Origin of the sequence: Variovorax sp. Root434 (assembly GCF_001426595.1) — a bacterium.
Taxonomy (GTDB): domain Bacteria; phylum Pseudomonadota; class Gammaproteobacteria; order Burkholderiales; family Burkholderiaceae_C; genus Variovorax.
In genome coordinates, this window is record NZ_LMEK01000003.1 from 159,361 (window position 1) to 181,037 (window position 21,677).

The 21,677-nt window shown below is 68.8% G+C and carries 18 protein-coding genes; 8 read left to right on the plus strand and 10 right to left on the minus strand.

Translation table 11 applies throughout. From position 1 onward, the window contains the following. Positions 1-10: 10 nt before the first annotated feature. The 3 genes from ASD05_RS05440 to apaG all read right to left on the minus strand — a co-directional run bounded on the left by ASD05_RS05440 (position 11) and on the right by apaG (position 3,037). Positions 11-1,225 (minus strand): YbdK family carboxylate-amine ligase, encoded by a 1,215-nt coding sequence (locus tag ASD05_RS05440; RefSeq protein WP_056588720.1) that lies wholly within the window; start codon positions 1,223-1,225, stop codon positions 11-13. Further along, positions 1,222-2,493 (minus strand): cation:proton antiporter, encoded by a 1,272-nt coding sequence (locus tag ASD05_RS05445; protein WP_056588723.1) that lies wholly within the window; start codon positions 2,491-2,493, stop codon positions 1,222-1,224. Before ASD05_RS05445 ends, ASD05_RS05440 begins: the two co-directional genes overlap by 4 nt. Before the next feature lie 148 nt (positions 2,494-2,641). Then, positions 2,642-3,037 carry a Co2+/Mg2+ efflux protein ApaG gene (gene apaG, locus ASD05_RS05450; protein ID WP_056588726.1) on the minus strand — a complete coding sequence of 132 codons (396 nt, stop codon included), beginning with the start codon at positions 3,035-3,037 and terminating at the stop codon, positions 2,642-2,644. A 59-nt stretch (positions 3,038-3,096) separates the two neighbouring features. Here apaG and rpe point away from each other — a divergent pair, with 59 nt between their 5' ends. Beyond that, on the plus strand, positions 3,097-3,792 hold the full coding sequence (gene rpe, locus ASD05_RS05455; protein ID WP_056588730.1) for a ribulose-phosphate 3-epimerase: 696 nt from the start codon (positions 3,097-3,099) through the stop codon (positions 3,790-3,792). On the opposite strand, the gene ASD05_RS05460 is transcribed toward rpe, so the two are convergent. Further along, positions 3,782-4,054, minus strand: a complete 273-nt coding sequence (locus ASD05_RS05460; protein ID WP_056588734.1) for a hypothetical protein — start codon at positions 4,052-4,054, stop codon at positions 3,782-3,784. The two genes, rpe and ASD05_RS05460, sit on opposite strands and share 11 nt — an antisense overlap. A gap of 149 nt (positions 4,055-4,203) precedes the next feature. Here ASD05_RS05460 and ASD05_RS05465 point away from each other — a divergent pair, with 149 nt between their 5' ends. The 3 genes from ASD05_RS05465 (at position 4,204) to ligD (ending at position 8,809) form a co-directional block, all read left to right on the plus strand. Further along, on the plus strand, positions 4,204-5,205 hold the full coding sequence (locus ASD05_RS05465; protein ID WP_056588737.1) for a succinylglutamate desuccinylase/aspartoacylase family protein: 1,002 nt from the start codon (positions 4,204-4,206) through the stop codon (positions 5,203-5,205). 73 nt (positions 5,206-5,278) lie between these two features. After that, positions 5,279-6,241, plus strand: a complete 963-nt coding sequence (locus ASD05_RS05470; protein WP_056588740.1) for a Ku protein — start codon at positions 5,279-5,281, stop codon at positions 6,239-6,241. A 15-nt stretch (positions 6,242-6,256) separates the two neighbouring features. Then, entirely contained in the window at positions 6,257-8,809 is a 2,553-nt protein-coding gene (gene ligD / locus ASD05_RS05475) for a DNA ligase D (RefSeq protein WP_056588743.1), read from the plus strand. Between the two features lie 9 nt (positions 8,810-8,818). Here ligD and hpaI read toward each other — a convergent pair whose 3' ends face one another. Genes hpaI through ASD05_RS05495 form a run of 4 tightly spaced genes read right to left on the minus strand, consistent with a single transcriptional unit; the run spans position 8,819 to position 13,729 of the window. After that, entirely contained in the window at positions 8,819-9,628 is an 810-nt protein-coding gene (gene hpaI, locus ASD05_RS05480; protein ID WP_056588745.1) for a 4-hydroxy-2-oxoheptanedioate aldolase, read from the minus strand. Positions 9,629-9,665: 37 nt separating this feature from the next. Continuing rightward, complete coding sequence (locus ASD05_RS05485; RefSeq protein ID WP_056588748.1) at positions 9,666-11,138, minus strand: NAD-dependent succinate-semialdehyde dehydrogenase; 1,473 nt, start codon at positions 11,136-11,138, stop codon at positions 9,666-9,668. Positions 11,139-11,169: 31 nt separating this feature from the next. Beyond that, complete coding sequence (locus tag ASD05_RS05490) at positions 11,170-12,693, minus strand: UxaA family hydrolase (protein WP_056588751.1); 1,524 nt, start codon at positions 12,691-12,693, stop codon at positions 11,170-11,172. Positions 12,694-12,730: 37 nt separating this feature from the next. Continuing rightward, complete coding sequence (locus tag ASD05_RS05495; RefSeq protein ID WP_056588754.1) at positions 12,731-13,729, minus strand: tripartite tricarboxylate transporter substrate binding protein; 999 nt, start codon at positions 13,727-13,729, stop codon at positions 12,731-12,733. 134 nt (positions 13,730-13,863) lie between these two features. Between ASD05_RS05495 and ASD05_RS05500 the strand changes: the two genes are divergently transcribed. Then, positions 13,864-14,796 (plus strand): LysR substrate-binding domain-containing protein, encoded by a 933-nt coding sequence (locus ASD05_RS05500; protein ID WP_056588757.1) that lies wholly within the window; start codon positions 13,864-13,866, stop codon positions 14,794-14,796. 16 nt (positions 14,797-14,812) lie between these two features. Here ASD05_RS05500 and ASD05_RS05505 read toward each other — a convergent pair whose 3' ends face one another. Both ASD05_RS05505 and ASD05_RS05510 read right to left on the minus strand, forming a co-directional pair. Further along, positions 14,813-15,811, minus strand: coding sequence for an intradiol ring-cleavage dioxygenase (locus tag ASD05_RS05505; protein WP_235507855.1), 999 nt, complete (start codon positions 15,809-15,811; stop codon positions 14,813-14,815). Between the two features lie 110 nt (positions 15,812-15,921). Continuing rightward, on the minus strand, positions 15,922-16,740 hold the full coding sequence (locus ASD05_RS05510; protein WP_056588759.1) for a transglutaminase-like domain-containing protein: 819 nt from the start codon (positions 16,738-16,740) through the stop codon (positions 15,922-15,924). Positions 16,741-16,959: 219 nt separating this feature from the next. Here ASD05_RS05510 and ASD05_RS30400 point away from each other — a divergent pair, with 219 nt between their 5' ends. The 3 genes from ASD05_RS30400 to ASD05_RS05520 all read left to right on the plus strand — a co-directional run bounded on the left by ASD05_RS30400 (position 16,960) and on the right by ASD05_RS05520 (position 21,651). Then, the gene (locus ASD05_RS30400) at positions 16,960-17,106 is read left to right on the plus strand and encodes a hypothetical protein (RefSeq protein WP_200955388.1); all 147 of its coding nucleotides are present in this window, start codon (positions 16,960-16,962) and stop codon (positions 17,104-17,106) included. Positions 17,107-17,141: 35 nt separating this feature from the next. Next, the gene (locus ASD05_RS05515) at positions 17,142-19,337 is read left to right on the plus strand and encodes a catalase (protein ID WP_056588762.1); all 2,196 of its coding nucleotides are present in this window, start codon (positions 17,142-17,144) and stop codon (positions 19,335-19,337) included. A gap of 289 nt (positions 19,338-19,626) precedes the next feature. Further along, on the plus strand, positions 19,627-21,651 hold the full coding sequence (locus tag ASD05_RS05520; protein WP_235507856.1) for a CHAT domain-containing protein: 2,025 nt from the start codon (positions 19,627-19,629) through the stop codon (positions 21,649-21,651). Positions 21,652-21,677: the final 26 nt, after the last annotated feature.

Here is a 21,677-nt window from a genome sequence, read left to right on the forward strand (position 1 = left end):
CGGCCGCCGCTCAGGCCGCCGCGCCCCTGAACCGCAGCGCCGCCTGCCGCACCACCTCCGCCAGCAGCTGCTCCTTGCCCTGCTTCTCGCGCAGCCACCGCGCATCGTTGCGGTTGGCTTCGACGCTGGTGCGCAGTTCGCCCAGCGCCTGCGTGGCGTTGAGCGCCTCGCTGTGCCATTCGAGCTGCGTCATGGTCATCAGGATGTGGTCGCGCAGCGGCATGTGCTGGCCGGTGGCCGGGTCGACGTACACCGCGTCGAGGCCGAAGCGGCAGGCCTGGAAGCGGTTGTAGGTGTAGACGAGGTAGTCGTCCTCGGTCGGCGCGAAGGGCTGCTCCTGCAGGAACCATGCGGCCAGCGACTGCACATAGCCCGCGAGCGCCGCGGCGCGTTCCACCGTGAGCGGCGTGTCGAACACGCGGATCTCGATGGTGCCGAACTCGGGCTTGGGGCGGATGTCCCAGTAGAAGTCCTTCATGCTGCGCACGACGCCGGTGCGGGTCATGCGCTCGAAGTAGGCCTCGAACTCCTTCCAGCTGGTGGTGAAAGGCGCGCGGCCCGACAGCGGGAACGCGAACACCGAGTTCAGCCGCGCCGAGTCGAACTGCGTGTCCTGCCCCTGCACGAAGGGCGAAGACGCCGACAGCGCGATGAAGTGAGGGATGTAGCGCGACATGCGGTGCAGCATCAACAACGCCGCGTCGGCGTCGGGGCAGCCGATGTGCACGTGCTGGCCGAAGATGGTGAACTGCTTGCTCAGGTAGCCGTACAGCTCCGACAGTTCGCGAAAGCGCGGCTTGTCGTAGATGCGCCGCTCGTGCCACTGCTGGAACGCGTGCGTGCCGCCGCCGACCACCGCGATGTTGAGCTTGTCGGCGTTCTTGATGAGCGCCTCGCGGATCGGCGAGAGCTGCGTGATCACGTCCTGCGCCGAGTGGCAGATGTCGGTCGAGATCTCGATCATGCTCGACGTCATCTCGGGCACCACGCTGCCGGGCAGCGGGGTCTGCGCCATCAGCCGCAGCATGTCTTCGGCGTACGGGGCAAGGTCGTAGTCGTGCGTGTTCACGAGCTGCAGTTCCAGCTCCACGCCGAGCGACAGCGCCTCCGACTTGTTGAAGGGTTCGAGCTTGACCGCGCGGCTCTCGGGGTCCGATGGCAGCGGCGCCGAGCGGATGTCGTCGCTGTCCGGGTCGACGGGGGTGTTGTTGGCTGCGGCGCTCATCGCTGGGTGTCCTCCGTGATGCTGAAGGCCTGGGGCGCCCAGGGCACCGAACTCTCGCCCACCGCGTGGATGGCCACCGTGGCGAGCACCGCGCCCACCACCTCCATCAACAGGATCGAGGGCAGGGCCACCTGCGTGATCATCGTGCCCAGCAGGGGCGAGGCGGTGGCGAAGTTGGAGGCGATGAGCAGTGCGATCGACGACAGCGGCGACATCGCGCAGCCGACCCAGAAGGCCTGCTTCCAGCTTGCACCGCTGCCCGGGTTGGCAATGGCCACGCCCGAGATCTTGGCCAGCAAGCGCACGCCGATCACGGCCACCACCACGCTGGCCACCGGCAACGTCCAGTCGGCCTGGGCCGCCACGATCGACACCAGCACGAACATCAGCATGGTGAGCAGCGAGGCGGCCGTGCCCAGCTGCCGCTGCCAGGCCCACGGCTTGGGGTTGAGCGTCTTCAGCAGCACGCCGCCGATCAGGGCCGCCAGTGGCGCCGAGCCGCCGATGTGCGCGGTGAGCGCGGCGCCCGCCGCGATGATCGCCAGCAGCAGGATCGACGTGTTCTCGCTCGACGGGCTCATCACCCGCAGCGCCGAGCGCAGCGCCAGCGCCATGATCCCGCCGACCACGAACGAGAGGCCCAGCACCACCGCCACCGGATAGAGCTTCTGCAGCATCGTCTGCGGCGCGCGCTCGATCAGCCCGGCCTGCGCATAGCCCAGCGCCAGCGCATAGAAGGTGTTGAGCGTGGCCAGCGTCATCGCGCGCTCGGTCACGGGGCCGGCGGCGCGCGTGTCGATGATCACGCGGCTGAGTACCGCGGGCGAGGCGACGATGGCCATCAGCGCGATCGGGTTGGCCACCGGCTCGGGCAGGCCCAGCAGCGTCAGCACCCAGTACACGCCGAAGTAGGTCAGCGTGGCTTCGAGCAGGCTCTGCACCAGCACCATCGGGTTGTGGCGGAACCAGCGCAGCGGCAGCCGACCGCCGGCCTCGAACAGCACCACGGCCACGCCGAGTTCGAGCAGGAAGAGGCTGATGCCGCGCAGCGGCCAGATCGCGCCTTCGAAGCCGGCGAAGCCCACCACTGCGCCGACCAGCGAGTAGCCGATCACCTTGGGCAGCCCCAGGTAGCGTTGCACGAGGTGACCGGAAGCCGCCGCCACCGCCAGCAGCAGCGACCACAGGACGGTGGGCAGGCCTGCCGAGGGGCGTACCCATTCGGACCAAAAGCCCAGCAGATCGTTGAGGAAGCTAGTCAAATTCATCCAGAAGAAGGAAAAAGCTCTGCGGCGCCGAGGAAGGCGCCGCTGCGGGGTTGTAACGCATGGTCGAGTCCATGGCGTGCAGGACAAAGGCGTTTTCTGTCCATCCGGCGATTTGATCGCCGGAGAACGCCGCGGCGCAAGAGGTTACCTAGTGCAGCACGCGCGAGACGGGGGCGCCGCCGATGTCGGCTTCGAGCACGAACATCGGAATGGGCACGTCGAAACGCTCGCCTTCCTCGGTCACCACGAAGTAGCTGCCGTGCATCGTGCCGCTGGGCGCCTGCAGGCGGCAGCCGCTCGTGTAGCGGAAGGATTCGCCGGGCGCAAGCAGCGGCTGCTGCCCGATCACGCCGAGGCCCTTGACCTCCTGCGAATGGCCAGAGGCATCGTTGATCAGCCAGTGGCGGGCGATCAGCTGGGCGGCCACCGAGCCCGTGTTGGTGACGGTGACCGTGTAGGAAAAGGTGTAGATGTTGTCCTTGGCGGACGACTGGTCGGCCAGGAAGCGCGGTTCGACCTGTACGCTGAAGGGGCTGTGCGGCATGGGCGCATGGTAACGGAGGCCTTTGGTCGGACTTGCGGCGGCTGCGAGAATCAAGGGTTATGAGCACCCCGTTCCGCATCGCGCCCTCCATCCTGTCCGCCGATTTCGCGCACCTCGGCAAAGAACTGACCGACGTGATCGCGGCTGGCGCCGACTGGATCCACTTCGACGTGATGGACAACCACTACGTGCCGAACCTGACCTTCGGCCCGATGATCTGCCAGGCGCTCAAGCCCTACGCCAAGACCGCTGCCGGCACACCCGTGCCCATCGACGTGCACCTGATGATCCAGCCGGTCGACACACTGGCGGCCTCTTTCGCGCAAGCGGGCGCCGACTACATCAGCTTCCACCCCGACGCCTCGCCTCACACGCACCGCAGCATCCAGGCCATCAAGGCGGCCGGCTGCAAGGCGGGGCTGGTGTTCAACCCGGGCCTGGGCCTGGAGGCGCTGGACTGGGCGATCGATGACATCGACCTGATCCTGATCATGAGCGTGAACCCCGGCTTCGGCGGCCAGAGCTTCATCGACTCGGCCCTGCGCAAGATCGAACTCGCGCGCAAGCGCATCGAGCAGAGCGGGCGCGACATCCGCCTCGAGGTCGACGGCGGCATCAAGGCCGACAACATCGCGCGCGTGGCCTCGGCCGGCGCCGACACCTTCGTGGCCGGCAGCGCGATCTTCAACGCCAAGGACTACGGCGCCGTCATCGCCGACATGCGCAGGCAGCTGGCCGGCGTCGTCAGCGCCTGACCTTCCCGCCGCCTTCGACGCTGTCGGCCTCCAGCGCGCGGTCGGTGTCGACCAGTCCGCGCTCGACGTCTTCATGGGCCTGGCGGCCCACCCTGGGCGGATGGCCGTCCTGTGTCTGCTGGCTGTCGGACGACTGGTCGCGCTCGTGCGGCAGGCGCGGCGCCGATTCGCCGCCTTGCTCCACCTTGGTCTTGCCGCCGCCGGCGTCCTTCAGGGGATCGGCCGGCGGGGTCTTGCGCTTGCTGCTCTTGCTGGGGGTCATGCGTGGCTCCTTCGATGAGGAACGAGCCTGCGTCGCCGCCGCCGCCGGGCCGGTAGGAAATACGAGGCAGCCCCTGTAGGTGTCCGCTCGGTGCTATGAAATGGGTAGCGCCTTTGCGCGCATGGACGGGCCTCCGCAATAATCCCCCGATGTCCTCCGATCCTTTTGCCGGCGTGGCCACCGACTGCCTGCGCATCCACGCCTTCGCCTCGCTGAACCCCGGTCCCCGGCTGCTCGTGATGGGTGGCGTGCACGGCGACGAAATCTCCGGCACCCTGGGCATCGAGCGCATCCTGGCCGAGTTCGATGCCGGCACGCTGCAGCTGCGGCGCGGCGAACTGACGATGGTGCCCGTCGCCAATCCGCTGGCCCGGCGCCGCATGCAGCGCGAGGGCGAGCGCAACCTCAACCGCCTGTTCCGTCCCACCGAGGCACCGGCCGACTACGAAGCCCGCATCACCAACGTGCTGGCCCCGCTGATCGCGCGCCACGAGGTGCTGCTCGACCTGCATTCCTTCCAGAGCGAGGGCGAGGCCTTCGCGATGATCGGCCCGCGCGACAACACCGGCGCGCTGGAGCCTTTTGCACGCGCGTATGAAGAAGGCCAGCTCGCGCTGCACATCGGCACGCCCATCGTGGTGGAAGGCTGGCTCGACATCTACGCCGCCGGCCTCGCGCAGCGCGCAGGCGGCGTGCCGGCCGACGAGGCCGCGCTCGACTTCGGCCGCGGCACCAACGAATACATCCGCAGCCGCGGCGGCTACGGCGTCACGCTCGAGTGCGGCCAGCACCTGGACCCGCAGGCGCCCGAAGTGGCATGGCGCGCCATCCGCCGCACGCTCGCGCTGCTGGGCATGGCGGCGCTGCCCGAAGGGCTGTCGGGCGGGCCCGCGCAGCCGCCGAAACTGCTGCGCCTGGCCAGCGTGACCGACCGCCTGCACGAGGAAGACAGCTTCGTGCGCGACTGGGCCACCTTCGACGAAGTGCTGCGCGGCGAGCCCATCGGCATGCGCCACGACGGCACGCTGGTGAGCGCGCCCGACGACGGCTTCATCGTGTTTCCGAATGCTGTGGCGCTGCCGGGCGCCGAGTGGTTCTACTTCGCGCGCCCGAGCGAGCGCCAGCTCGGACCCGTGGCCGGCGCGGCCTGACGGCGCCTGGGGCCGCGCTCCTACACCGCCCGGGCAGGGGCGGCGCACATTCCCAGCCTGAAGGAGTGCGTCCATGTCCATCTCGAAAAAAGCTCCCGCGCCGCGCGTCCTGTGGAAAGGCGCCATCAGCTTCGGCCTCGTCCACATCCCGGTCGCGCTGTACTCGGCCACCACCGACCACGGCATCGACTTCGACTGGCTCGACAAGCGCACCATGGACCCGGTCGGCTACAAGCGCATCAACAAGAAGACCGGCAAGGAGATCGCGCGCGAGCAGATCGTGAAAGGCATCGAGTACGAGGACGGCGAGTACGTGGTGCTCAGCGACAAGGAGATCGCGGCCGCCTATCCCAAGACCACGCAGACCATCGAGATCGAGACCTTCGTGCCGGCCAACGGCATTCCCTTCGTGTACCTGGAGCGGCCCTACTACGTGGCGCCGATCAACCGCGGCGCGAAGGTGTACGCGCTGCTGCGCGAAACCCTGCAGCGCAGCGGGCGCGTGGGCGTGGCGCGCGTCGTGATCCAGACCAAGCAGCACCTCGCGGTGCTGGTGCCCGTGGGCCCCGGCCTCGTGCTGAACCTGCTGCGCTGGGGCGCGGACATCCGGCCGTGGACCGACCTGCCGCTGCCTTCGGAAGACGCGAAGAAGGCCGGCCTGAGCGAGCGCGAGCTCAAGATGGCCACGCAGCTGGTCGACGACATGAGCGCCGACTGGAACCCCGACGAGTTCAAGGACGAGTTCAAGGACGAGATCATGCGGCTGGTGGACAAGAAGGTGAAGGCCGGCCAGACCGAGACCGTCACGCAGCCCGAGCCCGAGGAAGAGCAGCGCACCGGCGAAGGCCGCGGCGCCAAGATCCTCGACCTGACCGAGCTGCTGCAGCGCAGCCTGCGCAAGGGTGGCGGCAAGCCCGCCAAGGACGAAGAGGAGGACGCAGAACCGGAACCGCCGCCCAAGGCCGCCGCGAAGAAGCGCAAGCCCGCCGCCAAAGCCGCGCGCAAGGCCCCCGCCCGCCATCGCCGCGCCGCCTGAGGGAGGCCGGCCGCGATGGGTACCACCGCATCAACCGCGCGCAAGGCCCTGGCGCGCTACCACGGCAAGCGCGATTTCTCGCGCACGCCGGAGCCCGAGGCCGGCGGCCGGCCGGGCAAGGGCGTGCTGTCCTTCGTGATCCAGAAGCACCACGCGAGCCATCTGCACTACGACTTCCGGCTCGAACTCGACGGCACGCTCAAGAGCTGGGCCGTGCCGAAGGGGCCGTGCCTCGACCCGTCCGTGAAGCGCATGGCCGTGCACGTCGAGGACCACCCGATCTCGTACGCGGATTTCGAGGGCACGATCCCGCCGAAGCAGTACGGCGCGGGCACCGTGATCGTCTGGGACCGCGGCGACTGGCTGCCCGAGGGCGACGCGCGCAAGTCGCTCGCGGCCGGCAAGCTCAAGTTCGAACTGCGCGGCGAGAAGCTGCACGGCCACTGGACGCTGGTGCGCATGCACGGCAAGGGCGACGACAAGCATGAGCCCTGGCTGCTCATCAAGGAACGCGACGGCGAGGCGCGGGCGATCGATGAGTACGACGTGGTCGAAGAACAGCCGGCGAGCGTGATCACCGGGCGTGGCGTGGACGAGGTGGACCAGCCGCCGAAGAAAGTCGCCAGCAAGGCGCCCGCAAAAAAGCCTGCAGGAAGAACCGAGAAAAAGACCGCGAAGAAATCCCCGCTGCCGGCCACCTTCCAGCCCCAGCTCGCCACGCTCGCGGCTTCGCCGCCCTCATCCCCCGGCGACTGGCTCTACGAGCTCAAGTTCGACGGCTACCGCCTGCTGGCGCGCATCGACCGGGGCAAGGTCCGCTGCTTCACCCGCAACGGCCACGACTGGACCGCGAAGCTGCCCGCGCTCGAGAAGGCGCTGGCGAAACTGCCCACGGCCAGCGCGTGGCTCGACGGCGAGATCACCGTCGAAGGCGAGAACGGTGCGCCCGACTTCCAGGCGCTGCAGAACGCCTTCGATCGCGGCAAGACCTCGTCCATCGTCTACTGGCTGTTCGATGCGCCCTTCCTCGATGGCGAAGACCTGCGCGACATGCCGGTCGAGGAGCGTCGCGCGCGGCTCGCGAAGCTGCTCGGCAAGCGGCCTCCGGCGCCGCTGCGCCTGAGCGAGACCTTCGACGCTTCGCCGCGCGACCTGCTCGCGTCGTCGGCGCACATCGGCTTCGAGGGCATCGTCGGCAAGCGCAAGGGGTCGCCGTACGTGTCGCGCCGCTCGCCCGACTGGATCAAGCTCAAGAACCAGCAGCGGCAGGAATTCGTGATCGGCGGCTTCACCGCGCCGAAGGGCTCGCGCACCGGCTTCGGCGCCTTGCTGCTGGGCGTGCACGACGAGGCCACCGGCCGGCTGCGCTACTGCGGCAACGTGGGCACCGGCTTCGACGCGGGCCGCCTCGCCGACATCAAGGCCCGCCTCGACAAGCTGGCCACCGACGCCTGCCCATTCGCACCCGCGCCGCGCGGCGTCAGGGCGCAATGGGTCAAGCCCACGCTCGTGGCCGAAATCTCGTTCGGCGAATGGACGCGCGAAGACCGCGTGCGCCAGGCCGTGTTCCAGGGACTGCGCGCCGACAAGCCCGCGCGCGACATCCGGCGCGAGCGGCCGCAGCGGATCAGGGAGATCGAGGCCGCACCGAAGCCGAAGAACCAGGAAGCAAAGACACCCATGATCCCGAAGATCACCCACGCCGACCGCGTGATCGACAAGCACAGCGGCATCACCAAGGGCACGCTCGCGGCCTATTACGACAGCGTCGCGAAACTCATGCTGCCGCACCTGCGCGGGCGGCCGGTGTCGCTGGTGCGCGCGCCCGAGGGCGTGGGCGGCGAACTGTTCTTCCAGAAGCACCTGCAGAACAGCGAGATCCCCGGCGTGCGCCTGCTCGATCCCGCGCTCGATCCGGGCCACGAGCCGCTGCTGCAGATCGACACGAAGCAGGCCCTGCTCGGCGCCGCGCAGATGAACGTCATCGAGCTGCACACCTGGAACGCCACCTCGCGTGCCATCGGCAAGCCCGACCGCATGACCTTCGACCTCGACCCCGGCGAGGGCGTCGCATGGCCGCAGATCCAGGAGGCCGCGACGCTGGTGCGCACGCTGCTCGACGAACTGGGCCTGCCGTGCTTCCTCAAGACCAGCGGCGGCAAGGGGTTGCACGTGGTGGTGCCGCTGCGGCGGCAGTACGACTGGGACACCGTCAAGGGCTTCTCGCAGGCCGTGGTGGCGCACCTGGCCGAGACCATTCCGTCGCGCTTCGTGGCGAAGAGCGGCCCACGCAACCGCGTGGGCAAGGTGTTCGTGGACTATCTGCGCAACGGCTTCGGCGCAACCACCGTCAGTGCATGGTCGGCGCGTTCGCGCCCGGGGCTGGGCGTGTCGGTGCCGCTCGCGTGGGACGAATTGCCGGCCTTGACCAGTGCCGCGCAATGGACCGTCGCCAATGCGGCCGAGCGCTTCGAAATCGGCAACAAGCCCTGGGCCGCCATGGAGCGCAGCCGCAAGAGCCTGACGGCCGCGATGAAGCTGCTCGGCTACGAGCAACAGCAGAAGTAGGGCGGCCGCTCAGTAGGCGCCGCGCGATTCGGGCGGCACTGCGGCAGCCGAGGGCGCGCCGAGAAATTCGGCCGCCAGCTTGCGCGCCGCGCCCGCGTACAGCAGCACGTCCACGCCCACTGCCACGAAGGTACAGCCCAGCTCCAGATAGCGCCGCGCCAGTTTCGGATCGGAAGTGAGCGTGCCGGCCGCCTTGCCCGAAGCCACGATGGTCCGCATCGCGGCCTCGATGGCAGCCTGCACCTCGGGATGGCCGGGCCTGCCACGATGGCCCATCGAGGCCGCGAGATCGGCCGGACCGATGAAGACGCCGTTCACGCCGTCTACCGCGCAGATCTGTTCGAGGTTCGACAGGGCCGTCACCGTCTCGGCCTGCACCAGCAGGCAGACCTCGCCGTCGGCCACATCGAGATAGTCGGTGCGCGCGCTCCACTGCGACGCGCGTCCGACCGCGCTGCCCACGCCGCGAATGCCCAGCGGCGGATAGCGCGTGGCCGACACCAGCGCGCGCGCCTGCTCGGCGGTGTCGACCATGGGCACCAGCAGGTTCTTCGCGCCGATGTCCAGCAGCTGCTTGATGAGCGCGGTATCGCCCTGCACCGCGCGCACCACGGGCTGGGCACGGTGCGGCGCCACCGCCTGCAGAGCGGCCAGCGTGGAGCGCAGGTCGTTGGGCGCGTGCTCGCCGTCGATCAGCAGCCAGTCGAAGCCGGCGGTCGCGCTGACCTCGGCCATGTATGGATCGGCCATCGAGAGCCAGAGGCCGACCTGGGGCTGGCGCGCGGCCAGCGCGGACTCGAAGGGGTTTGTTGCGGGCATGGGGCTTGTCCGTCGATGAAATGGGAATGCCGGGAACTCAGTCGAGCTGGCCCTGGCACACGTACTTGGTGTGCATGTAGTCGTCCAGGCCGTGCACCGAGCCTTCGCGGCCGTAGCCTGATTCCTTCACGCCGCCGAAGGGCGCGGCCTCGGCTGCGAGCGCGCCTTCGTTGATGCCGACGATGCCGCTCTCCAGCGCATCGGCCACGCGCCAGATGCGGCGAACGTCGCGCGAATAGAAGTAGGCCGCGAGGCCGAAGGGCGTGTCGTTGGCCTGGGCAATGACCTCGGCTTCGCTCGTGAAGCGCGTGAGCGGCGCGACGGGGCCGAAGGTTTCCTCGCAGGCGCAGGCCATGGTCGAGTCGGCATCGGCCAGCACGGTGGGCGCGAAGTAGTTGGCGCCCAGTGCCGGCAGCCGCGTGCCGCCGGTGAGGATGCGCGCGCCGCGCGCGACCGCGTCCTGCACATGGCGCTCGATCTTGTCCACCGCGCGCGCATTGATCATCGGGCCGATCTGCGAGGCTTCGTCGCTGGCCGGCCCGACGCGCAGCGCCGCCACGCGCGCCACCAGCAGTTCGGCAAAGCGATCGTGCACCGACTCGTGCACGAACACGCGGTTCGGGCACACGCAGGTCTGGCCGCCGTTGCGGAATTTGGCGGCCATCAGGCCTTCGACTGCGGCGTCGAGGTCGGCGTCATCGAACACGATGAAGGGCGCATTGCCGCCGAGCTCCAGCGACAGCTTCTTCAGCGTATCGGCCGAGCGGCGTGCGAGGTGCTTGCCGACCGGCGTCGAGCCGGTGAACGTGACCTTGCGCACGCGCGCATCGTCGAGCCAGGCATCGACCACCTCGGGCGTGCGCTCGCGCGAGGCGGTCACGATGTTGAGCACGCCCGGCGGCACGCCGGCTTCGGCTGCCAATGCAACGAGTGCCAGCGAGGTCAGCGGCGTGTCTTCCGCCGGCTTGCACACCACCGTGCAGCCTGCGGCAAGTGCCGGAGCGATCTTGCGCGCGATCATGGCCGCCGGAAAATTCCAAGGCGTGATCGCCGCGACCACGCCCACGGGCTCCTTCAGCGCGAGCATGCGCCGGCCCGTCACCGGCGCCGGAATGATGTCGCCATTGGCGCGCGTCGCTTCTTCGGCGAACCATTCGATGTAGCTGGCCGCGTAGGCGACCTCGCCGCGGCCCTCGGCCAGCGGCTTGCCCTGCTCGCGCGAGATGAGCCGGCCCAGGTCTTCCTGGTGCGCGAGCACGAAATCGTTCCAGCGCTTGAGGATCTGCGCGCGCTGCTTCGCCGGAACCTTGCGCCATGAAGGAAACGCGGCATGAGCCGCATCGACGGCCGAGCACGCGTCGGCCGCATTCGAATCAGGCACTTGCGCAACGAGTGCGCCGGTGGCCGGGTCGGTCACGTCCAGCGTGCGGCCGGGCGCGGCGCGCAGCCACTCTCCGGCGATGAAGTTGGCCGAGCGCATCAGCTCGGGCCGCGAAAGTGTCAGAGGCATGTACTGGAGAGAGAAGGAAGGAGGAAGGAAGTCAGCTCACGATGCCCAGGTGCCAGGGCACGAACTCGTGGTCGCCCAGCCCCAGCACTTCGCTCTTGGTCGCCTCGCCGGAGGCATGGCGCAGGATCTGCTCGAAGATCAGCTGGCCCAGCTCGGCAACAGTCAGCTCGCCGTCGATCACGCTGCCGCAGTTGATGTCCATGTCCTCCTCGAGGCGGCGGAACATCGGCGTGTTGCTCGCGAGCTTGATGGTCGGCGCGGGCTTGCTGCCGAACATCGAGCCGCGCCCGGTGGTGAAGCAGATGAGCTGCGCGCCGCTGGCGATCTGGCCGGTGACGGCCACCGGGTCGTAGCCCGGCGAGTCCATGAAGACGAAGCCCTGCTCGTCGATGGGCTCGGCATATTCGTACACCGCGCGCAGCGGCGTGGTGCCGCCCTTCATCGCGGAGCCCAGCGACTTCTCGAAGATGTTGGCCAGCCCGCCGGCCTGGTTGCCGTGGCCGACCACGCCGTTGAACTGCGCGTTCTGGCCCGCCGCGTAGCGCTCCCACCAGGCCAGCCGGTCGAGCAGCTTCTGCCCGACCTCGGGCGTGGCGGCGCGGCGCGTGAGCATGAACTCCACGCCGTGGATCTCGGGCGTTTCCGACAGGATGGCCGTGCCGCCGTGGCGCACCAGGATGTCCATCGCCGCCCCCAGCGCGGGGTTGGCGCTGATCGCCGAGAAGCCGTCGGAGCCGCCGCACTCCAGCCCGATCTTCAGGTGGTTGGCCCCCACCGGCGTGCGCCGCGCGGCATTGGCCTCGGGCAGCATCTCCTCGATCGCGCGAATGCCGGCCTCGACGGTGGCGCGCGTGCCGCCAACGTCCTGCATCACCATCGTGCGCATCAGCCGGCCGCGTTCCAGGCCCTGCGAATCGACCAGCGCGTCGACCTGGTTGCGCTCGCAGCCCAGGCCCACGATCAGAACGCCCGCCAGGTTCGGGTGGCGCGCATAGCCCGCGAGGGTGCGGCGCAGCAGGTCGAAGTGCTCGCTGGGCGACGACATCCCGCAGCCGCTGCTCTGCGCGAAGGCGGCCACGCCGTCCACGTTCGGAAAGGCGGCCAGCCGTTCGGGCGTGAAGTGCGCGGCGATGCGCTTGATGACCGTGGCCGAGCAGTTCACCGACGACAGGATGCCGATGAAGTTGCGCGTGCCCACGCTGCCGTCCTCGCGCACGAAGCCCATGAAGGTGGCGCGCTCGGCCTCGGGCACGAAGTCCACTGGCCGAGCGTCCTGGCAGAAGGCCGGGTCGCGGTACGAGTCCACCAGCGTGATGTTGTGGCTGTGCACGTAGTCGCCGGGCTGGATGTCGCGCGAGGCCACGCCGATCACGGTGTCGTATTTCTTCACCTCCTCGCCGGCCGCGATGGCGCGCGACGCGATCTTGTGGCCCGCCGGAATCTGCGCCCTGGCGCGCACGCCGAACTCGGCAATGGTCTCGCCGAGGGCGATGGCGGTCCTGGCGACCAGCACGTTGTCGTGCGGGTGCAGGCGGAGAAGGGGGCTGTCGTTCATGGAAGGGCGCGGAAGAAAGGCGAAGAGGTCAGGGGCTTCAGCCCTTGGCCATCAGCTCCTTGAGGTTGAGCTTGCGGATCAGGTCCGTCTCCTGCCGGTACACGGCCTGCACGTACTTCTGATAGTCGGGTCCGTCCTGGTACATGACGGGCGCGTCGATGCTCTCGGCCACCTTGCGGAAGTCATCGCTGTTGACGGCCACGCGGAAGGCGTCGCGCAGGCGCTTCTCGATGGCCGGCGGCAGGCCCTTGGGCGCGCCGATGCCGTTCGGCGCCTCGACCACCACGTCGTAGCCCAGCTCCTTGAGCGTGGGCGTGTCCTTGAAGCGCGGCGTGCGCGTCTCGCCCCAGGTGGCCAGCAGACGCAGCTTGCCGCTTTCCACATGCGGCGCCCACGAGCTGCTGTCGGCCAGCATGTCGACCTGCTCGCCCAGCACGTCCTGCAGCGCGGCCGAGCCGCCCTTGTAGGCGATGGCGTTGAACTTCACGCCCGCGGCCTGCGCGAACTGCTCCATGCCCACGTGCGTGGCACCGCCGATGCCGGCATGCGCGTAGGTCAGCACGCCGGGCTTCGCCTTGGCCTGCGCGACCATTTCCTGCAGCGTCCTGAACGGCGAGCTCGCGGGCACGGCGATGCCGAAGGTCTGGCCCGAGGTGCGCGCGAGATACGTCAGGTCTTTCAGCGGGTCGAGCTGCACGGTGCCGATCTGCGCGAAGCGCGTCACCGAGATCGGCACCTGGCCGATGGTGTAGCCGTCGGGCCGGGCCGAGGCCAGCGCCTTGGTGCCGATCATTCCCGAGGCGCCCGCGCGGTTCTCCAGCACCACCGGCTGGCCCAGCTCGCGCGATGCGATCTGGCAGATGGTGCGCATCGAGCGGTCGGCCGTGCCGCCGGCGGGCCAGGGGCAGATGAAGGCGATGGGGCGTTCGGGATAGTTGGCGGCGGCGAGAACGCGCGAGGGTGCGGCCGCGAGGGCGGCGGCGCCAAGGCCGCCGAGCACGAGCTGGCGCCGTGCCTCGGAAGGAAGGGATTTCATCGTTGTCTCCGGGAATCTGTTGTTCGGTCGGCAGTGCGGATTCTTCCGGAGACAATCATTGCCATCCAATGAAATAGCGGACTCTCTTCATGAGCTTTAGGTTATGAAGAGGCAGGCAGCCGCTCAACGATGCCATGAGCCAGATCGACCGCGCCCTTCGCTCCAACCTCAAGCTGCGCCACCTGCAACTGCTGGTGGCGCTCGACGAGTTCCGCCACCTGGGGCGGGTGTCGGAATTCCTCTCGATCACGCAGCCCGCGGTGTCGAAGATGCTGGCGGAGATAGAGCGCATGTTCGACCTGCAGCTCTTCGTGCGCTCCACGCGCGGCACCGAGCCCACGGCCTACGGCGCCACCGTGGTGCGCTTCGCGCGCTCGGTGCTGGCCGACTACCAGCGCACGCGCGACGAGCTCAGCGCCGTGGCCAGCGGCGGCGCCGGCCGCACCAGCGTGGGCGCGATGGTGGTGGCCACGCCCAGCCTGCTGGTGCAGGCCATCCAGAAGCTCAAGGAGCAATCGGCGCTCACCACCGTGATGGTGGAAGAGGGCGACCTCACGCGCCTGCTGCCGCGCCTGCGCGTGGGCGAGCTCGACCTGATCGTCGGGCGCCTCGAACCCGGCTATGCCTCGCCGGACCTGGAGACCGAGGCGCTCTACCCCGAGCCGATGTGCATCGTGGTGAGCCCCGTCCACCCGCTGGCGGCCGCGCCGAAGATCGACTGGACGATGCTGGCCGAGGTGCCCTGGGTGGTGCCTCCGCCCTGGGCCTCGTCGCGCTCCAAGCTCGCGCAGATGTTCTACCGACATCGCCTCGTGCCGCCGGCGGACATCGTCGAGACCGCGTCCTTCCTGGTCACGCTCTCGGTCATGCACGAGCGCCCGGCCGTGGGCTTCCTGGCGCGCGGCGTGGCCCGGCATTTCGAGCGGCAGGGGCAGCTGCGCATCCTGAAGATCAGGGTGCCGATCGAGCTGCCGCCGGTGGGCATCATCACGCTGCGCGGCCGCGCGCAGACGCCCGCGAGCGAACTGCTCATGGGCTGCCTGCGCAAGGTGGCCATGCCGCGCTAGCCGGCGTTGGTCTTGTTCAGCGCGCGATGCCGATCGTCGCCGCCGCGGTGTAGCCCACGCTCACGCTGCCGCTCATCGAAGGCGTCATCGCCGCGATCTGCGCCGCCGTGTTGTCGCCGAACACGTTGTCGGTCGAGAGCGAGATGGCCGCGAAGTTCGCCACGCTGTTGGTATAGCCGGTGGCGTAGGGGTAGACCGCGCTGCACACCGCGCTCGGCATCGCGAGCTGCGAGGTGAGGACGGAGTTCCTGCCTGTGGTGGCGGTCGACAGGCTCTGGAACACCTCGAAATGGATGTGCGGCCAGCGTCCCGAATAGCAGGCGGGGAAGATGGTCGTGAAGGTCACCTGGCCGTTGCTGTCGGTCACCTGCACGCCGCGCAGGTAACTCTCGGCGGGCGCCGAGTACAGCGAGTAGTTGCCGTCGCGGTCGCAGTGCCACAGGTAGATGGCGTAGCCCGACAGCGGCGCGCAGCTCGAGGAGGTGTTCGCCAGCGTGAGCGTTAGCGTCATCTGCACGCCGGCCGCTTGCGTGGTGGTGCTGATGAAGCTACTGCGGATGTCGCTGCGCACGATGCCACTGGCGGTGAGGATGTCGGAGGTCGAGCCCGAAGACGTGTTGGTGCCGTCGGCGGGGTAGGGCCCCGCGGTCTCGCCGGGCAGGGCGGTGCAGCTGCTGCTCGTGGTGGTGCTCGTGCTGCCCGAACTGGAACTGCTGGTGCTGCTGCCGCTCGTCGTGGTGCCCGACGTGGTCGTGGCAGTCGTGCCCGATGCGGCCACCAGCCCCGCGAGGCTGGCGGTGCTGCCGCTGTCGGAACCGCCCCCGCCGCCGCAGCCGGCCAGCAGCATCGCCGGGCCGGCCGCGGCCGCCGATCCCAGCCATGCCAGCGCCTTGCGCCGCTGCAGGCCGAGCTGCGCCGCCATCAGCGGAAGGTCGTCGGCCAGGTGGTGGCCGTGCGGTGGCTCGGCCGGTGTGTACTTATGGTTGTTCTTCGACGCCAAGTCGGAAATCGACACTTTTGCTCCTCGATCATGGATGGAGCCGCGAGCGTCGGGGCGAGGTGTTGCCGGCAGATTTCACCGTGTTGCGGCGTGTTGCGATGCAGCGCCGCCGCCGGGGCCGGGAGTCAGGTGAGCACTTCCTCTGTCGTCACTTCAAAGCGATCCAGCGTGTTCGCGCCGAACACCATCGTGATCGGCACGTCCGCTGCGTCGCGTCCGCGCGCGATCACCACGCGGCCGATGCGCGGCGTGTTGTGGCGCGCGTCGAAGGTGTGCCAGCGGTTGCCCAGGTACACCTCGAACCATGCGCTGAAGTCCATCGGGGAGGGCACCGGCGGAATGCCGATGTCGCCGAGATAGCCCGTCACGTAGCGCGCCGGAATGTTCATGCAGCGGCACAGGGTGATCGCGAGGTGCGCGAAGTCGCGGCACACGCCCGTGCCTTCGCGAAAGCCTTCCGTGGCGGTGCGTGTGGCCCGCGCCTTCCCGTAGTCGAAGCGCAGGTGCCGGTGCACGAAGTCGCAGATCGCCTGCACGCGCGGCCAGCCTGGCGCCACGTTCGAGAAGTTGGCCCAGGCGAACTCCAGCAGTTCGCTGTCGACCTCGCAATAGCGGCTCGGCAGCACGAAGGGCAGCGTGTCCACCGGCAGGTCGGCCGCCATGTGCCCGACGGCGCCGAAGTCCACCGGGTCGGGCCAGCCGGTGTCGTAGATCACCGCGCGGTTGCGCAGGCGCACGCTCTTCACTCCCGGGGGGACGTGCACGCGCGCGCAGCGGTTGCCGAATCCGTCCAGGTAGTGGTCGGTGGCCAGTGGCGGGCTGAGGGTGATGTTCTCCTCCCCTTGCAGGTCCCGGGCGCGCGAGGGATGCACCTGGAGCATGTAGATCACGGCCGTCGGGGCGGTGACGCCGAGTTCGATGTCGAAACCGATTCTGATCAGCATGGTTCTTTTCTTTCCCTGTGTTGGACCCATGCTATGCGACGGCGCTCTCCGATCCCACGGCCAGGGCGCGCGAAGCTTCGTAGGCGGGCAGGAGGTGCTGTCGGCCCGCTCCTACCTCGTCCGCGTGCCTTCTCCCACAGCGGTGGAAGGGCGGCCACTACGGGGTCCGGGCGCCGCGAAACATAACCTTGCATCTCGCTTTCAGCCCCGGAGTGATCCATGGTCTCATCGCTTTTCGACTCGTTCATCGGCACCTGGGGCGCTGAAATCCTGTTGTGGACCGTCGCCGCCGCGGCGGGCAGCATCTGCCTGATCGCCCTGGTCAACGTGCTCGACATGTTCCTCGACAACAACGAAACGGGCTGAACGCCCACCCCATGAAAGACTCCAGCAGATCCACGATGACGCCGCAGAACAAGGCGGTCGCAGGCCGCCGCGCCAGCGCCGCCAAGGCGGGCGACGGCAGCAGCGCCAAGCAGCTGCAGCTCGAAGGTTTCACCGTCGAGCACCCGACGACGCTGACCACCAACCAGGGCCTGCAGATACCGGACAACCACAACTCGCTGAAAGCGGGCGTGCGCGGTCCGACGCTGCTGGAAGACTTCATCCTGCGCGAGAAGATCACGCACTTCGACCACGAGCGCATCCCGGAGCGCGCCGTGCACGCGCGCGGCTCGGCGGCGCACGGCTACTTCCAGGTCTACAAGTCGATGTCGCAGTTCACCTGCGCCGACTTCCTGCAGGACCCCGACGTGAAGACGCCCGTCTTCGTGCGCTTCTCGACCGTGGCCGGCTCGCGCGGCTCGGCCGACACGGTGCGCGACGTGCGCGGCTTCGCCGTCAAGTTCTACACGCGCGAGGGCAACTACGACCTCGTGGGCAACAACATCCCGGTGTTCTTCATCCAGGACGCGATCAAGTTCCCCGACCTCATCCACGCCGTCAAGCCCGAGCCGCACCACGAGATGCCGCAGGCCGCGAGCGCGCACGACACCTTCTGGGACTTCGCCTCGCTGATGCCCGAGAGCACCCACATGCTGATGTGGGCCATGAGCGACCGCGCCATTCCGCGCAGCCTGCGCATGATGGAAGGCTTCGGCGTGCACACCTTCCGCTTCGTCAACAGCCGCGGCGAGAGCCACTTCGTGAAGTTCCACTGGAAGCCCAAGCTCGGCATCCATGGCCTCGCGTGGGACGAGGCGCAGAAGATCGCCGGCAAGGACCCGGACTTCCATCGGCGCGACCTGTGGGAAGCCATCGAGAACGGCGACTTCCCCGAGTGGGAGCTCGGCGTGCAGATGATCGCGCAGGACAAGGAGCACTCGCTCGGCTTCGACCTGCTCGACCCCACCAAGCTGATTCCAGAAGAGATGGTGCCGGTGCAGAAGATCGGCCGGCTGGTGCTCAACCGCAACCCCGACAACTTCTTCGCCGAGACCGAGCAGGTGGCTTTCCATCCGGGCCACGTGGTGCCCGGCATCGACTTCAGCAACGACCCGCTGCTGCAGGGCCGCCTCTTCTCGTACACCGACACGCAGATCTCGCGCCTGGGCGGCGCCAACTTCCACGAACTGCCGATCAACAAGAGCGTGTGCCCGTTCCACAACTTCCAGCGCGACGGCATGCACAGGCAGACCATCGCGCGCGGCCAGGCGGCCTACGAGCCCAACACGCTGGGCAGCGGCACGGAGTTCCGCGTGGACGGCGGCAGCCACGGCTTTCAGTCGTTTCCGGAAGAGATCGAGTCGCCCAAGGTGCGCCGCCGCAGCCCGTCGTTCGACGATCACTTCACGCAGGCGCGCCTGTTCTTCAACAGCCAGAGCGCGGCCGAGAAGGAGCACATCATCGCGGCCTTCCGCTTCGAGCTGTCGAAGCTCGACGTACCGGCCATTCGCCAGCGCATGGTCGACAACCTCGCGCACGTGGACGAGAAGCTGGCGCGCCGCGTGGCCGAGCCGCTGGGCATCGGCCAGCCCGATGCCAAGGCGGCGGCGGGCCGCGCGGGTTTTCGCGACCACCGCATATCGCTGCCCATCGACGAGTCGCCGGCGCTGCGCATGGTCGACACGGGCGACGGCTCCATCCGCACGCGCAAGGTCGCGATCCTCGTGGCCGACGGTGTCGATTCGGCTTCGCTGAAGCCGATCCGCGATGCGCTCGAACAGGCCGGTGCGCAATGCAAGACCGTGGGCCCGAAGCTGGGCACCGTCGCCAGCGCATCGAAGCGCCAGATCGACGTCGACATGACCTTCGCCAACACGCCCTCGGTGATGTTCGACGCCGTGCTCGTGCCGGCCGGCAGCGAAAGCGCCGCCGCGATGTCGGGCATCGGCGATGCGGTGCACTTCGTGCTCGAGGCCTACAAGCACTGCAAGGCGATCTGCACGGTGGGCGAGGGCGTGCGGCTGCTGTCTACGCTCGGTATCGCGGCCGACACACCGCCGGCCGATGTGCCGGCGGGCGTGGTGGTGGCGGCCACGCCGGTCACCAACCTCGGCGACACGACGGCGGCGATGCAGGTGGCGAACGATTTCATCGCGGCCATCGCCAAGCACCGGCACTGGGACCGTGCGAACGTCGACGCGGTGCCCGCGTAGTCCATTTGCGCTAGACCGTATTGCGAATAGGCGCGGCAGGAGGCCGCTCCTAGACTTTCCCCCCGAGGCCTGAACGGCGCGCACTCTCGCGACGTCGATGGTCCGCTGACCGCGGGCTCACAGGGCTGCGCACGGGGGTCCAATGGCTTGGTTTTCGAGTTGGGAATGGCAGCGCCCGGCACGTTGTCGTGCAGCTGTCGCGAGTGCTCTCGGTCTTGCAGGCATTCTTTTCCTGGGCTTCGGCCCTTCGGCATCGGCACAGCAGCAACAACGGCCAGCACCACCGGCGGTGTCGTCGAATGCCGAAGCCGCAGCCAGCAAGATGGAGCAGGCCCGCCTGGACGACACCGACACCTTGCTGGCATTGACCAGCGAGGGCGCAGTGCTCTACGGGCAGGACGCGGTCAAGCTCTCGGGTTACCAATACTGCAGCCAGGCCGTCGCACTGGCCGAGGCCGGCGAGTTCCGCCAGAGCGTGCGCGCCGCGAGCAAGGCGCTGCACCTGGCCAACGCCACCAACGACCCGAACCTGATGGCCATGGCCAACCGCGACCTGGCCATCGTCTACAGCTACTCGGGCCAGCTCGAGAAGGCCGAGGAGTTCGCACGCGAAGCGCTCAAGCACCCGGCGCGCGACCCCAAGCTGGTGGTCGGCCCGGTGCAGAAAGTGATCGGCGACGTGCGCACGCGCCGCGGCGATTTTTCCGGCGCGGTGCTCAGCTACGACGAGGCATTGGCCAACAGCTCGCCGCGCTATGCGCCGCTGGTGCAGGCCTCGCTGGTCAATGCGCTGATCGAGTCGGGCGACCCGGCGCGGGCACGCGAAGTGCTCGGCACCATGGCGCCGCCGAAGGACGCACCGCTCACCGCGCAGCTCGACCGCACCCGCGCGCGCCTGCTGCTGGCCGAGAACAAGCCCGCCGAGGCGCGCGACATGTACCGCGCGCTCACCGCGCGGCAGGTCGGCGCCGACACCGAGTACTACCGCCTCTGGGCCTGGGACGGCGTGGCGCGCAGCGAACTCGCGCTGGGCCAGAAGCAGGCCGCGGCCGAAGCCGTGGGCCGCGCTCTCGGCGACGTCGACAAGGTGCGCGCCAAATTCCGCAGCGAAGAATTCAAGATGGGCCTGTTCTCGGACCTGCAGACGGTGTTCGAGCGCGGCGTGGCCATCTACAGCGACGCGGGCGATGCACGCCAGGCCTTCGAGGTGAGCGAGCACAGCCGCTCGCGCGCATTGCTCGACGCGGTGCGCGGCCGAGCCAAGATCAACGAGCAGGCCGCCAACACCGTCGATCTCGCCGCGCTGCAGCGCACGCTGGCACCCGACGAGCGCGTGGTGCAGTTCCACTCGCTGCCCGACCGCCTCGTGGTGTGGGTCGTGAGTTCCGGCAACATCACCGAGAAGACGGTGGCCGTGAAGCGCGACGACCTCAACGAGCTGGTCGAGACCTTCCGCAATTCCATCGTGCGCGGCCGCCGCGCCGCCATCACCAACGCCGACAAGCTGGGCGCCGCGCTGCTCGGGCCGCTCGGCCTCGCGCCGGGGCAGCGGCTGATCGTGGTGCCGCACGGGCCGCTGCACTACCTGCCGTTCCAGGCGCTGCGGCTGGACGGCCGCTACGTCATCGAGACGCATCCGGTGGCCGTGGCGCCGTCGATCAGCATCGCCGTGCAGCTCGCGCAGCGCACGCCGCGCGTGAACGCGTCGCTCACCGCCTTCGGCAATCCGCGCATCGAGGACAAGTACGACCTGCCCGGCGCCGAGACCGAGGTGAAACAGCTCGCGCAGCTGTTCCCGCGCAACACGGTTTACATGGGCGCGGCCGCCACCAAGACGCAGTTCCGCGACGTGGCCGCGCGCTCGCCGCTGATGCATGTAGCAGCGCATGCCGAGGCCGATGCGGTCGATCCGCTGTACTCGCGCATCCTGCTGGCCAACGAAGGCGGCAAGCAGAATTTTCTGGAAGCGCACGAGATCCTCGGCCTGCCGATGGACGGCACCGCGCTGGTCACGCTGTCGGCCTGCGAGTCGGGCCTCGGGCGCATCGCGCAGGGCGACGAGGTGCTGGGCTTCACGCGCTCGTTCCTCTCGGCCGGCAGCTCCAGCCTGATCGCCTCGCTGTGGCCGGTGTCGGACGACGCGACCGCGGTGCTCATGAGCACGCTCTACGGCGAGCTGGCCAAGGGGCGCGACATCCAGAAGGCCATGCAGGCGGGTCAGCTCGCGGTGTTGAAGGACCCCAAGATGTCCCATCCCTTCTTCTGGGCGCCGTTCAACCTGATCGGCAACTGGCGTCTTACGGTGGGGGGATGAGATGACTTGCCTTGTTTTTGACGAGT

Bases quoted from the DNA above. Each gene is read 5' to 3' on its own strand.
- ASD05_RS05440 (WP_056588720.1), bottom strand. From the start codon at position 1,225: ATGAGCGCCGCAGCCAACAACACCCCCGTCGACCCGGACAGCGACGAC.
- ASD05_RS05445 (WP_056588723.1), bottom strand. From the start codon at position 2,493: ATGAATTTGACTAGCTTCCTCAACGATCTGCTGGGCTTTTGGTCCGAA.
- apaG (WP_056588726.1), bottom strand. From the start codon at position 3,037: ATGCCGCACAGCCCCTTCAGCGTACAGGTCGAACCGCGCTTCCTGGCC.
- rpe (WP_056588730.1), top strand. From the start codon at position 3,097: ATGAGCACCCCGTTCCGCATCGCGCCCTCCATCCTGTCCGCCGATTTC.
- ASD05_RS05460 (WP_056588734.1), bottom strand. From the start codon at position 4,054: ATGACCCCCAGCAAGAGCAGCAAGCGCAAGACCCCGCCGGCCGATCCC.
- ASD05_RS05465 (WP_056588737.1), top strand. From the start codon at position 4,204: ATGTCCTCCGATCCTTTTGCCGGCGTGGCCACCGACTGCCTGCGCATC.
- ASD05_RS05470 (WP_056588740.1), top strand. From the start codon at position 5,279: ATGTCCATCTCGAAAAAAGCTCCCGCGCCGCGCGTCCTGTGGAAAGGC.
- ligD (WP_056588743.1), top strand. From the start codon at position 6,257: ATGGGTACCACCGCATCAACCGCGCGCAAGGCCCTGGCGCGCTACCAC.
- hpaI (WP_056588745.1), bottom strand. From the start codon at position 9,628: ATGCCCGCAACAAACCCCTTCGAGTCCGCGCTGGCCGCGCGCCAGCCC.
- ASD05_RS05485 (WP_056588748.1), bottom strand. From the start codon at position 11,138: ATGCCTCTGACACTTTCGCGGCCCGAGCTGATGCGCTCGGCCAACTTC.
- ASD05_RS05490 (WP_056588751.1), bottom strand. From the start codon at position 12,693: ATGAACGACAGCCCCCTTCTCCGCCTGCACCCGCACGACAACGTGCTG.
- ASD05_RS05495 (WP_056588754.1), bottom strand. From the start codon at position 13,729: ATGAAATCCCTTCCTTCCGAGGCACGGCGCCAGCTCGTGCTCGGCGGC.
- ASD05_RS05500 (WP_056588757.1), top strand. From the start codon at position 13,864: ATGAGCCAGATCGACCGCGCCCTTCGCTCCAACCTCAAGCTGCGCCAC.
- ASD05_RS05510 (WP_056588759.1), bottom strand. From the start codon at position 16,740: ATGCTGATCAGAATCGGTTTCGACATCGAACTCGGCGTCACCGCCCCG.
- ASD05_RS30400 (WP_200955388.1), top strand. From the start codon at position 16,960: ATGGTCTCATCGCTTTTCGACTCGTTCATCGGCACCTGGGGCGCTGAA.
- ASD05_RS05515 (WP_056588762.1), top strand. From the start codon at position 17,142: ATGACGCCGCAGAACAAGGCGGTCGCAGGCCGCCGCGCCAGCGCCGCC.